This is a genomic window from Alloalcanivorax mobilis (genome assembly GCF_002864685.1).
Classification (GTDB): Bacteria; Pseudomonadota; Gammaproteobacteria; order Pseudomonadales; family Alcanivoracaceae; genus Alloalcanivorax; species Alloalcanivorax mobilis.
In genome coordinates this window covers 148835-161537 of the sequence record NZ_NMQZ01000001.1, presented here as the reverse complement: position 1 = coordinate 161537, position 12703 = coordinate 148835, and the positions used below count along the sequence as shown (strand labels likewise).

General features: G+C 63.7%; 11 protein-coding genes. 6 read left to right on the top strand and 5 right to left on the bottom strand.

What is annotated here, in order from left to right; translation table 11 throughout:
• Positions 1-58: 58 nt before the first annotated feature.
• From ggt to CGS25_RS00760, 5 genes are all read right to left on the bottom strand, one after another.
• Positions 59-1771 carry a gamma-glutamyltransferase gene (gene ggt, locus CGS25_RS00780; RefSeq protein WP_101674241.1) on the bottom strand — a complete coding sequence of 571 codons (1713 nt, stop codon included), beginning with the start codon at positions 1769-1771 and terminating at the stop codon, positions 59-61.
• Between the two features lie 27 nt (positions 1772-1798).
• The gene (gene coaD / locus CGS25_RS00775; protein ID WP_089033912.1) at positions 1799-2290 is read right to left on the bottom strand and encodes a pantetheine-phosphate adenylyltransferase; all 492 of its coding nucleotides are present in this window, start codon (positions 2288-2290) and stop codon (positions 1799-1801) included.
• 129 nt (positions 2291-2419) lie between these two features.
• On the bottom strand, positions 2420-4063 hold the full coding sequence (locus CGS25_RS00770; protein WP_332872149.1) for a GMC family oxidoreductase: 1644 nt from the start codon (positions 4061-4063) through the stop codon (positions 2420-2422).
• A gap of 139 nt (positions 4064-4202) precedes the next feature.
• A complete protein-coding gene (locus CGS25_RS00765) occupies positions 4203-4769 on the bottom strand; it encodes a Tat pathway signal protein (protein WP_101674240.1) in 567 nt (188 codons plus the stop codon).
• Between the two features lie 63 nt (positions 4770-4832).
• Positions 4833-6275, bottom strand: a complete 1443-nt coding sequence (locus tag CGS25_RS00760; RefSeq protein WP_101674239.1) for a coniferyl aldehyde dehydrogenase — start codon at positions 6273-6275, stop codon at positions 4833-4835.
• 118 nt (positions 6276-6393) lie between these two features.
• On the opposite strand from CGS25_RS00760, the gene CGS25_RS00755 reads away from it, so the two are divergent.
• The 6 genes from CGS25_RS00755 (at position 6394) to CGS25_RS00730 (ending at position 12703) form a co-directional block, all read left to right on the top strand.
• Positions 6394-7089, top strand: coding sequence for a TetR/AcrR family transcriptional regulator (locus tag CGS25_RS00755; protein ID WP_089033915.1), 696 nt, complete (start codon positions 6394-6396; stop codon positions 7087-7089).
• A 109-nt stretch (positions 7090-7198) separates the two neighbouring features.
• Positions 7199-7987: an IclR family transcriptional regulator gene (locus CGS25_RS00750; RefSeq protein WP_089033916.1), complete on the top strand. Its 789-nt coding sequence runs from the start codon at positions 7199-7201 to the stop codon at positions 7985-7987.
• A 218-nt stretch (positions 7988-8205) separates the two neighbouring features.
• Positions 8206-9345, top strand: a complete 1140-nt coding sequence (locus tag CGS25_RS00745; protein ID WP_101674238.1) for a TAXI family TRAP transporter solute-binding subunit — start codon at positions 8206-8208, stop codon at positions 9343-9345.
• Positions 9346-9428: 83 nt separating this feature from the next.
• Positions 9429-11378, top strand: a complete 1950-nt coding sequence (locus CGS25_RS00740) for a TRAP transporter permease (protein ID WP_232802176.1) — start codon at positions 9429-9431, stop codon at positions 11376-11378.
• Between the two features lie 10 nt (positions 11379-11388).
• The gene (locus tag CGS25_RS00735) at positions 11389-12072 is read left to right on the top strand and encodes a 3-oxoacid CoA-transferase subunit A (RefSeq protein ID WP_089033918.1); all 684 of its coding nucleotides are present in this window, start codon (positions 11389-11391) and stop codon (positions 12070-12072) included.
• Positions 12059-12703 carry a 3-oxoacid CoA-transferase subunit B gene (locus tag CGS25_RS00730; RefSeq protein WP_089033919.1) on the top strand — a complete coding sequence of 215 codons (645 nt, stop codon included), beginning with the start codon at positions 12059-12061 and terminating at the stop codon, positions 12701-12703. Before CGS25_RS00735 ends, CGS25_RS00730 begins: the two co-directional genes overlap by 14 nt.

The following is a 12703-nucleotide window of genomic DNA, read 5'->3' as shown; positions in this document are numbered from 1 at the left end:
AAGGCTGAGTCTGCGGGGCGCGCGCCCCGCTGAACAGGTCCCGACAGGCCAGAGGGTGTTACTTTTCGGTCACCGCTTGCGGATCATTCGTGGCCTTGTTGGCGGCTCGTGGCACGGCGACCCGGGCGGCGCCAATGGCGCGCGGGTCACTGGCGGCGGTGACCCGGCCGTTGTCGGTGTGCCACAGAATCGCCTGCATATTGCCGTAGGCGCGCCCCACGGAGACCACTTTATGGCCGCGCAGGCGCAGGCTTTTCGCCGCCGGGGAATCCATGAACGCGGGTTCGGCTTCCACTTCGTCGGGCAGATACTGATGGTGGAAGCGCACACGTTGCACCCAGTCGTCCACCGGCTTGCCGGCGGCGGCTTCCATCACGCCGAGCATCACCATGGAGATGATGCGGCTGCCACCGGGGGTGCCGAGAATCGCGACCCGATCTTTGAATTCCACGAAGGTGGGGGTCATGGAAGACAGCGGCCGTTTGCCCGGGGCGATGGCGTTGGCCTGGCTGCCGACCAGGCCATAGGCGTTGGGGCTGCCCGGCTTGGCGGAGAAATCGTCCATTTCGTTATTGAGAATCACGCCGGTGCCGGCGGGCATGAAGGCGCTGCCAAACGGCAGGTTAATGCTCAGGGTGGCGGCCACCCGGTTGCCGTCCGCGTCGAGCACTGAAAGGTGGGTGGTGTGGAAGCCCTCCTCCACGCCCACCGGTTCCCCCAACTCGCTGCTGGGGGTGGCCTGGTCCAGATCAATGCTGGCGGCGCGCTGTTGGGCGTAGGATTTACTCAACAGGTTATCCACAGGCATTTGAACGAAATCCGGGTCGCCCAGATAGCGGGCGCGATCCTGATAGGCGCGCTTCATGGCTTCCACGGTAAGATGAGGAAGTAAGCCCTCACTTATCTCGCCGGCATTGAATTCACTGAGAATATTCAGGGCTTCCATCATAACGATGCCGCCGGAGGACGGCGGTGGCGCGCTCACCACCCGGCCACCGCGGAAGTGACCGACGATCGGCGCACGCTCCTTGACCCGATAGTTGTCCAGGTCCTGTTCGGTCCAGATGCCGCCGGCGTCGCGCACTCCTTTGACCAGTTTTCTGGCCACCGCGCCTTGATAGAAACCGGCTCTTCCCTGCTCCGCGAGGGCTTGCAGAGTGCGTGCCAGATCCGGTTGGCGCACCCGGTAGCCGGCCGCCGGCACCTTGCCGTGATCCAGGAACACGGCGGCGGCGGCCGGGTAGCGGTTCAGCACGTCGACCCGGTAACCGGCCAGCGTGCGGTAGTGGTCTTCCACGTCGAAGCCGTCCCGGGCCAGGCGAATCGCCGGGGCCAGGGTGGTGCGCAGGGGCAGCTTGCCGTAGTGCCGGGCCAGGTGAACGAACGCCGCCGCCTGGCCGGGAATGCCCGCCGCCAGCGGTCCGTTGATCGCCTTGTCGCGGATCACCTTGCCGTTGCGGTCCTGGTACATGTCGGCGCTGGCGGCCCCGGGGGCCATCTCCCGGGCATCCACCATGGTCTGTTTGCCGTCGCTCTGGCGATGCAACAGCCAGAAGCCGCCGCCACCCATGCCCGCCGAGTAGGGCTCCACCACCGCCAGCGCGGCCGCCACCGCCACCGCCGCGTCGAAGGCGTTGCCGCCCTGATCAAGGATCTCGAAACCGGCTTCGGTGGCCAGCGGATGGGCGCTGGCCACCGCGGCCCGACCCGGCGCCGGTGTCGCCTGGGCGGCCACGGTGAACAGCAGCGAGAGAGCGATCAACCAGCGCATAGGGTCTCCGGGAGCGATCGGGCGGCGTCAGCCGCCGCGTTGTTGCTTTTTCAGTTCCAGGGCTTCGACGACGTGCGCGGGCACGAAATTACGAACGTCGCCGTCCAGCAGGGCGATTTCACGAACCAGCGAGCTGGAAATAAAGGAAAGGTGCTCCGCCGGTGTCAGAAACACGGTTTCCAGCTCCGGGGCGAGCTGGCGGTTCATGTTGGCGAGCTGGAACTCGTATTCGAAGTCACTCACCGCGCGCAGGCCGCGCAGCAGAATGTTGGCTTCCTGGTCCCGGCAGAAGTGGGCGAGCAGCTTGGAGAAGCCCACTACCTTGACGTTGTCCAGGTGCCCGATGCTGTCCTCCACCAGTTGGACGCGCTCATTGACGGAGAACAATGGCCCCTTTTTTTCGCTGGCGGCCACCGCCACGATCACCTCGTCGAACATCTTCGCGGCCCGCTCGATCAGATCCTTGTGGCCGTTGGTGACGGGGTCAAAGGTGCCTGGATAAACAACACGGTTGGTCATGCTCGGCTCGCTTTGTCCAATTTCAGAGGGCGCAAGCATAACGCAACTGGCGGAGCGAATCAGGCCCCGGCGGTATTTCCCACTGGCGGCGGCCGGGCGGTGCGCCCCGGCAATCGGCGTGAGGCCGGCTCAGGCGTTGTTCGCCACCGGTTTGAGCCGATCCGCCAGGGCACTGGCGTTGCGGGCGCTGAGGCCGTAAATGGTCAACTGCGGGTTGACGCCCAGGCTGGTGGGAAAGACCGAACCGTCGAACACGTAGAGGTTTTCCAACTGGCGGTGGCGGCCGTGGCTGTCCACCACGCAGTGTTGTTCGTCCTCGCCCATGGCGCAGCCGCCCATCACGTGGGCGCTGCCCAGCGCTACTTCCAACGGCTGGTAAGCGAGATCCTTCATGCCTTGCCGGGCCGCTTTCCAGCTCGGGTAATAGGGGGCGCGAATGTGCCCCGGGCGCACCCGTTCAGCGCCGGCGGCGAACTGCATTTCCACCTGGCTGTGCAGGCTGCGCCGGGCACCGTCCAGCAGGTAGTCGCTGAGCGGGTAATCGAGCACCGGCTCGCCGTTGTCGCGCAGTTCCACGGTGCCGCCCACGCTGTCGTCGTGGAAACCGTCGCGCAGCAGGGCAATCGATGCGGCGGTGCGTGGCAGCTCGGTGATGCGCTGGCGGGCCTCCTCGCCGACGCTGCCCAGCAGGGCGGCGGTCAGGCCCGGGTGCAGGGGCATCATTTCCAGCTTGTAGCCGGCCGGGCCAGCGACGCCCTCGGCGAAGGTGAACTGGTCCGAGTGCAGGGATTGCGGCGCCCCATAAAAGGGCGCGATGTCGCGGCCGTAATGGCCGAACGCGAAACTGGTGACGTGCAGGAAGGTGCGCTTGCCGACCCGGCCGTTGGGATCGGGCGCCTCCGAGCGCATCAGCAGGGCCGGTGTCTGGATGCCGCCGCCGGCGGCAATCACGGTGGCCGCCTTGAGCGTCAGGGTGGCGCCGGTGGGCTGCTTGTGCTGATCCAGGGGTCGCACTTCCACCGCGCTGACCTTGCCGCCGTCGTGGATCAAGCGATGGGCCTGGGCGCTGTGGATCAACGTGGCGCCGGCCTCCATGGCCGCCGGCAGGGTGGTCACCAGCATCGATTGCTTGGCGTTGGTCGGGCAGCCCATGCCGCAGTAGCCGATGTTCCAGCAGCCGCTGACGTTGCGCGGAATCACCGACCAGTCCCAGCCCAGCGCCTCGCAGCCGCGTTTGATGATGTCGTTGTTGGCGTTGGGCGGCATTTGCCAGGGGTGCACGCCGAGGCGTTTTTCCATGCGCTCAAACCAGGGGTTCAGAGCGCTTCGCCCGGTGCCCTGAACGCCGTATTGCCGTTGCCAGAAATCCAGGGTTTGTTCGGGGGTGCGAAAGCTGGAGGTCCAGTTCACCACCGTGGTGCCGCCCACGGTGCGGCCTTGCAAAATGGTGATCGCGCCGTCCTTGGTGGCGCGCAGGGCGCCCTCCTGATACAGGTGGCGATAGGCGTCGCCCTCGTCGAGATTGAAATCCCGCGAGGAGCGCAGGCGCCCGGCCTCGACCAGAATCACCTTAAGGCCGCGCTGGCTGAGGATCTCGGCGCTGACACCGCCGCCGGCGCCGGTGCCGATGATCACCACGTCAGCTTCCAGGGTGCGGTCGCGGGTTTGTTGGGCGCCGTCGATCACCTGCCAGCGCTGGTCGGCGTTTTCCCACGGGTCGCGGATGTTGCGGATTTCAAGTTTGGACAGGTCTGGCATAGAGAGGTCTGGCATGACCCGTGCTCCTCATTGCTGTTATTGGCTGCGCATGGCGGTTATTGGCTATGCACAGCTGTTATTCGCTGCGCATGGCGGTTGTTCGCCGCGCTGTTGTTGTTATCCGCTTGCACAGCGGTGGTTCGCGCCACGGCAATCAGACGTTGCCGGTGCGCGGCGGGCCCGGGTAGCCGGTGCTTAAGGCGGCTTCCGGGGTGACGTACCAGGCCATGCCGAGCGGCTGGGTGAGCCCTTTAAAGGCGAGCTGGGCGAAGCCTTCCTTGCTCTGCCACTGCGCCAGGGTAGCGGCGAGTTCGGTGTCGCTCTGATCGGCGAACGCGGCCCAGGTGCCGGTCAGCCACCAGCGCGCGGCGCCCAGTTGCAGCAGGTCCATCAGTTGGAACAACTGATCCCGGGTGCCGGCGTAGCCGCCTTCCAGCAGGCGATCAAAGGCGTGCAGGGCGTCGTCGGCGGTGGCGCCGGGTACCGCCGCCAGGCCGCCGCCAAGCACCGGTTTGACCAGCGGCCGCAGCAGGCTGACGTCGTTGTCGCGCAGGTGGGCAAAGCCGGCGGCCGGGGTGTCGCTGCGGCTGCAGCCGGTGAGCAGCGGTGTCAGCGCGGCGCCGCTGGCGAGCGCCGCGCTGCCCCAGAAGCCGAGCTTGAGAAAACCACGGCGGCCTATGCCGCGGCGGTCGGCACCGCGCCGGTCGATTCCCTGGTCCATAAACGTAGACTCTGTTTCGTTATTGTTGGTATACGGCCGCCGGTTGGGGCGGCCGTCGCCGGTCTATTTCAGCAACAGCTTGTAGACCAGTTTCTGCATGCCACGGCCATAGGGGGGCAGGATGTGCTTGGTGGCGTTCATCTTGCCTTTCTTGTACACGCCCTTGGCTTTGGAAAAGGTCAGAAAACCTTCCTGGCCGTGGTAATGGCCCATGCCGGAGGGGCCGACGCCGCCGAACGGGATATCGTCCACGCCCACCTGGGTGATGGTGTCGTTGAGGCAGACGCCGCCGGAATGGGTTTCGTGCAGCACCCGCTGGCCGTTGTCGGCGTTCCAATCGAAGTAGTACAGCGCCAGCGGCCGGGGGCGTTCATTGACGTAGGCAATGGCGTCGTCGAGGGTTTTGTAGGGCACCACCAGCATGATCGGCCCGAAGATTTCATCGTGGGCGATTTTCATCTCGTCGCTGACGTTGAGCACCAGGGTGTGAGGGATTTTGCGGCTGTTGCTGAAATCCTCGTTGGCGGGATTGATCTCCACCACGCGCGCGCCTTTGTCGTTGGCCTCTTGCAGGTAGCCGGTGAGCCGCCGGTGCTGGCGTTCGTTGATGATGCTGGTGTAATCGGGGTTGTCGAGCATGGTCGGGTAGTGCTTCGCCACCTGGGATTTCCAGGCGTCCACGAACTCATCGACACGCTGCTCCGGGCAGAGGATGTAATCCGGGGCCACGCAGGTCTGGCCGCTGTTCAGGCATTTGCCGAAGGCGATGCGCTCAGCGGCGTCCTTCATGGGAAAATCCTGGCCGATGATGCATGGGCTCTTGCCACCCAGCTCCAGGGTTACCGGTGTCAGATTCTCGGCGGCGGCGCGCATGATGTGCTTGCCCACCGAGGTGGAGCCGGTGAACAGCAAATGATCGAAAGGCAGGCTGGAGAACGCCGCCGCCACTTCGACCTCGCCGTTGATCACCGCCACGTGCTCCTCGGCGAAGGTTTTGCCGATCAGCTCTTCGAGCAAGGCGCCGGTGCGCGGCGTCGATTCGCTCATCTTGATCATCACCCGGTTGCCGGCGGCCAGTGCCGAGAGCAGCGGGCCAATGGCCAGATACAGCGGGTAGTTCCAGGGCACGATGATGCCGACCACGCCGAGCGGCTGGTATTCCACCCACACCTTGCCCGGCCACTGGGCGGCGCCGACCTTGCGCTTGGCGGGCTTCATCCATTTGCTCAGATGCCTGGCGTGGTATTTGATGCCCTCCACGCTGGTGAGCAGCTCGGCGAGCTTGGTTTCATCGGCGGAGCGGTTGCCGAAGTCCGCGTTAAGGGCCTCGATCCAGGCGTCCATGTTGTCCAGCAACATCGGTTTGAGTTGTTTGATGTGTTCGATGCGCTGGGCGGCACCGGGATAGGGCTGCCGGCGCGCCGCCGTCTGTTGGGCGGCGAACACAGCGCGCATGCGCTCGATGTGCTGGTTTTCGGTTTGGAGTTCCTTGATTTCGGCGACCATAATGCGCCTCCCTGGAAGCGTCGTTGTTATTCAGTGATTGATTAGCCACTCCGGGATTTTTAGAGTAAATACTCTAGAGGTCAACACTCCGTTTAACCACAGCGAAATTTGGCTCCATATGACCGGCACCAAAGCACGTATTCTGGACACCGCGCTGGCCCTGTTTAACCGTCATGGCGAGCGCAACGTCACCACCAACCATATCGCCGAGGCGCTGGGCATCAGCCCGGGCAACCTGTATTACCATTACCGCAATAAGGCGGCGATTGTCTCGGCATTGTTCGATCGCTATCAGGAGCGCCTGTTGGAGTGGCTGCCGGCGCCCAGCGGGCCGCTCACCTGGCAGGATAAAATGCGCTACTTCGAGGGGATTCTGGAATCCATGTGGCAAGGGCGCTTCCTACACCGGGACCTGGCGCACTTTCTGCTCCAGGACCCGGAGCTGCGGCGTCGTTATAAGACCTTCGTGGCCGCCAGCCTGGAGCGCGGCCTGTCGATCTACCAGGGCCTGCGCGACAGCGGTCTGATCGCCGCCAGCGACGAAGAGCTGCGCGGCCTGCTGATGAACACCTGGCTGCTGGCGGCATCCTGGCCGGGCTTTACCCATGGCCTGAATCCCGACGCCGCCGGCGATGAAAACCTGGACCGCGCCCTGCTGCGCCAAGGGGTCTACCAGATCATCTGCCTGGAAGCGCCTTACCTGCGCAACGAGGCACTGGATCACCTGGACGCCATGAAAAGCGAATATCGGGCCAGCGCCGCCACCGTGGACCTGTTGTTCACGGACGTCAGCGTGGCGCCCGGCGGTGAGTGACCGGCTGCCCAGGTGTGAATTGGCATAAGCGTTCCGGATGATTTATCGTATTTTGTAATAAAATTACCAAATTACGAGAAGTGTCCGACGGGAGCGGCTCTCAGGGATCATGGCCAAAACTGAAACCTCCGCCAGAAATGGCGCCTCCAGCACCACGCTTGCCAAGGCTTCGTTGTTGTTGCGCACGGTGGCACGCACCTTTCCCACCGGCGGCACTTTGTCGCGGATCGCCCGAGAAGTGGAGATGAACACCGCCACCACCCATCGTCTGCTCAGTGCGCTGGCCCACGAAGGGCTGCTCACCTTCGACCCCTATGTGAAAACCTATCAAGTGGGTTTCGAGTTGCTGCAGATCGCCGAATCCGCCCAGGCGGTGGCTCCGGATCTGCGTTTGCGCCACCGGCTGCGGCCGATGTTGGCGAAAATTGCCCGGCGCACCGAGGAATCCACTTATTTGTCGATTCGCTCCAATCAGGATTCGGTGTGCATCGACGTGGCCGAGGGCAGCTACCCGGTGAGCGCCAATACCCTGCTGGCCGGAGCACGACGGCCGCTGGGCATCGGCGCCGGCGCTCTGGCGCTTCTGGCGTTGCTGCCGGAAGCGGAAGGCGAGCGCATGTTACTGCGCAACCGGGACCGCTATGAGCGTTATTCCGGGATTACCCTGGACGAGGTCAAACAAGGCCTGGCGGAGTGCCGTCGGGATGGCTTCGCCTTTAATAACGGCCGCATCGTGCCGGAGGTGGCGGCGCTGGGCGTGGCGTTTCAGGTGCAGGACACCGGCCAATACGTGGCGATCAGCGTGGCGTCGGTGGTCTCGCGTATGAACCCCGAACGTCGGCAAATGGTGATCGAGGTAATCCGCGACGAAATCCGCTCTCTTCCGGATGTCATTTAATTCATTTTTTTGCAAATAACTGCTTATAAGGAGCGTTTTAGAGCGTGCTCCCTTGCTCATTTTTCCCAATATACAAGAATATTTTATGTTAATTCGGGAAAACAGGTTGACTACCCCCTTGGCGCGAGACTAGCGTTTAAAGCTCCCGCCGATGCCCCGGAAACCGGCATCGCTGCGACGGGCGGGACGCCCAAAACAACAAGACCGTGGAGAACGCTATGATCGCTGTCACCGGCTTACGCCGTGCAATCGCTGCAGCCCTTCTGGGCGGCGCCGTTTCCTTGAGCGCCCCCGCCCTGGCGGAAGGCCTGCCCGACACCATGACCTGGTCAGCCTACGACGTGGGCTCGGCGGGTTACGCCGAGGCTTCCGCCATCGCCGACGCCTTCGGCAAGAAATACGGCACCCGCATTCGTATTCAGCCTTCCGGCTCGGCGATTGGCCGCCTGCAACCGGTGCTGTCCAAACGCGCGGACGTGGGCTTCCTGGCCACGGAGACCTTCTTCGCCGCGGAAGGCGTATACGACTTCTCCGCGCGCCGCTGGGGCCCCCAGGATCTGCGCGCGGTGGCGGGTCGGCCGTCGTCGTTCGGCATCTTTACCGCCGCCGATGCCGACATTCATAACCTCAAGGAACTCAAGGGCAAGCGCTTTGCCTACGTGGCCGGCAACCCGTCGATCAACGTCAAGTGCGATGCCTTCCTGGCGTTCGCCGGCCTTACCCGCGACGACGTCGACGCGGTGATGTTCCCCACCTACGCCAACGCCATGAGCTCGCTGGCCCGCAACGAAGCCGATGCCTCCTGCACCACCACCACCCCCAGCCACGTGTACGAGCTTGAGCAATCGCCCCGTGGCATTCGCTGGCTGGACATGCCCGCCGCCGATAAAGAAGGCTGGAAACGACTGCGTGAAGTCGCGCCGTTCTTCCAGCCCTACACCGAAACGGTGGGCGCGGGCATCAGCAAAGAGAACCCGGTGGACATCCTCGCTTACCGCTACCCGGTTCTGGTGGTGCGCGCGGACGCCAGCGAAGACGAGGTGTACGCCTTTATCAAAGCGCTGGATGAAACCTACGGCATGTACAAGGACGCCACCTCGGTAATGCCGCGCTGGGATCTGAAAGAATCCGGTGTGCCGGCCGCCGACGTGCCGTTTCATAAAGGCGCGATCCGTTATTTGAAAGAGAAGGGCATCTGGACCGACGAAGCCCAGGCCTGGAACGACAAACGCACGCGCCGTTTGAACGTGCTGCTGGAAGCCTGGCCGAAAGCGGTGAAAGCCGGCGAAGGCAAAAGCGATGAAGAGTTCGCGAAAATCTGGGAGCAATACCGCACCAAGGCTTTGGGCACCCTGTGAGCCTGACACGGGGGTGGACGATTGCGCCCGCCCCCGCTGTTCTTTCCCCTCCGTCTTGTCCCCCTGACCATTGAGATTCGACCATGACTTCCTCTCTGGACGCTTCCGAAACCGCCGCGCCGGCGGCCGTGACGCCCACGCGGCTGCGTGGCGTGGCCTACTGGGTGCCGATGCTGTTGGGCACGCTGGGTTTGCTGATGGCGATCAACCAGACGTTCAATCTGGAGCTGCTCGGTTTCAAACCCCTCGGCAACGCCTATTTGTATTATCTGATCGGCCTGTTTCTGGCGGCCGCCTTTATTTGTTTTCCCGCCTGGTCCGGTGCCCGCGACCGGGTGTCCTGGTACGACTGGCCATTGGCGCTGGCGGCGCTGATCAGTTGCGCCTATCTGGGCCAGCACGGCCTGGAGATGATTCAGCAGGGCTGGGAATTTTCCGCGCCGCCGGAAGCCACCGTGACCTCGGCGGTGTTGCTGGTGCTGGTGCTGGAAGGCGTGCGCCGCTGCGGCGGCTGGCCCTTGCTGCTGGTGGCGCTGCTGTTTGGCAGCTATCCGCTGTACGCGGATTCGATGCCCGGTTTTCTGTGGGGCAATCAGTACGGCTTCGGTGAAACCCTGCGTGCCCACGTGATCGGCGTCGAGAGTGTGATCGGTATTCCCATGCAGGTGGTGGCGCAACTGGTGATCGGCTTCGTGGTGTTTGGCGCCGCGCTCACCGCCACCGGTGGCGGTGAATTTTTTATGCGCTTCGCCACTGCGCTGATGGGGCGCAGCCGTGGCGGCCCGGCCAAGGTGTCGGTGCTCTCCAGCGGTATTCTGGGCAGCCTGTCGGGCAGCGTGATTTCCAACATTCTCACTACCGGCCCGATCACTATTCCGACCATGAAAAAGACCGGCTACCCGGCCCATTACGCCGCCGCCGTGGAAGCCTGCGCCTCCACCGGCGGCACCTTGATGCCGCCGGTGATGGGCGCGGTGGCGTTTATCATGGCGTCGTTCCTGGGCGTGCCTTACTCGGAAATTATGATCGCCGCCTTCCTGCCCGCCCTGTTGTTCTATTTGGCGCTGCTGTTTCAGGTCGACAACTACGCCGCCCGGCGCGGCCTTAAAGGCATGCCCGAGGAAGAGATTCCCGACCTCAAGGAAACGCTCAAGGACGGCTGGCCATACCTGTTCAGCCTGGTGATGCTGATCTATATGCTGCTGGTGATGCGGCTGGAAGCCTACGCGCCCTATTACGCCACCGCCGTTCTGCTGGTGATCTCGCTGTTTAAACGCAACCATCGCATGAACGGCAAACGCGCCCTGGGCTTTATCAACGAGCTGACGCTGAGCGTTTCCAATCTGGTGGCGATTCTCGCCGGCATCGGCCTGGTGGTGGGCGGTTTGTCCTACACCGGCGTGGCCGGTGCCTTCTCCCGGGAGCTGTTGCTTTACGCCGACGGCAGCATTCCGCTGATGCTGGCGGCGGGCGCGGTGACCAGCTTCGTGCTGGGCATGGGCATGACCGTCAGCGCCTGCTACATTTTTCTCTCCATTCTTCTGGCGCCGGCGCTGGTCAATGCGGGGCTCAATCCGCTCGCCAGCCACCTGTTCATTCTTTATTGGGGCATGATGTCCTACATCACGCCACCGGTGGCGCTGGCGGCGATCACCGCCGCCGGGGTGGCCAAATCCAACGCCACGCGCACCGGCCTTTACGCCATGCGCCTGGGCGGCATTTTGTTTGTGTTGCCGTTTTTGTTCGTGATCAACCCGTCGCTGATCCTGCAGGGCGAGCTGGGGCCGATTCTGCTCTCCACCGTGACCGCGGTGACCGCCATCTGGCTGCTTGCCTCGGCCACCGAAGGTTACCTGTATAAGGTGGGCGTGCTCTCCCTTGCTCAGCGGCTGGTGGCGTTGTTGGCCGGCGCGGCCTTGATCTATCCGGAAAAAATCAGCGATCTGGTTGGCGTTTGTCTGCTGCTGCTGATCTATCTGGTGCACCGCTTTAGCAAAGGACCGGCGGCGCGGGCCACCGCGCGCGAGCCGTAGAGGATTTATTGTGATTAATAAAGAGTGTGAGTCGTTTCAGGCGGCGGTGGCCGACATCGCCGAGGGTGACGTGGTGATGATCGGCGGCTTCGGCAGCTCCGGTATTCCGGTGCGTCTGATCGATGCCCTGCGCCGCCACGGTGCCGGCAATCTGACCCTGATCTCCAACAACGCCGGCGCCACCGACGAAGATGTGGCGGTGTTGCTGGAGGCGCGGTTGGTGAGCAAGATCGTCTGCTCGTTTCCCCGTTCGGCGGGTTCGGTGTGGTTCGAGCGCCTCTATGAAGAGGGCGCCATCGAACTGGAGCTGGTGCCCCAGGGCACGCTGGCGGAACGAATCCGCGCCGCTGGCGCCGGCCTGGGCGGCGTTTATACGCCCACCGGTTACGGCACCCGCCTGGCGGAAGGCAAGGAAACACGCCTGATCGACGGTAAGGGTTATGTGCTGGAAACGGCGCTGCACGCCGATGTGGCGCTGATCAAGGCCGAGCAGGGTGACGGCTGGGGCAACCTGCGCTACAACACCGCCGGGCGCAATTTTAATCCGTTGATGGCGATGGCGGCGCGCACCACCATCGCCGAAGTGGACACCATTGTGCCGGTGGGTCAATTGGACCCGGAGTGCGTCGCTACGCCGGGCATCTTCGTGGACCGGGTCGTGGCCCGGAAGGGGCAACGACATGACGCGGCTTGAACCGGCGCGGATGGCGCAGCGCCTGGCACAGGACATTCCCGATGGCGCTTACGTGAATCTCGGCATCGGCATGCCGACGCTGGTGTCCAACTACGTCAGTGACGATCGCCAGGTGATCTATCACAGCGAGAACGGCATTCTCGGGGTCGGCCCGGCGCCAGCTCCGGGGCAGGAAAACACGGACCTGATCAACGCCAGCAAACAGTTTGTCACCTTGCTGCCCGGCGGCTGCTATTTCGATAACGCCGAGTCGTTCGCGATGATGCGCGGCGGGCACCTGGATCTGGCGGTACTGGGGGCGTTTCAGGTCGCCGCCAACGGCGATCTGGCCAACTGGGCCACCGACAACGATACGTTCCCGCCGGCGGTGGGCGGCGCCATGGATCTGGCGGTGGGCGCCAGGAAATTGTTCGTGATCATGCGCCACACCACCAAGGACGGCGCTCCCAAGCTGCTCGATCAATGCACCTATCCGCTCACCGGAGCGGGGGTGGTGAAACGCATCTACACCGATCTGGCGGTGCTGGATGTCACCGATCAGGGGCTGCAAGTGCGAGAACTGCACGGCGACAATACGTTCGATCAGGTCCAGGCGTTGACCGGCACCCGCTTGCTGCCGGCCCGCGCCTGA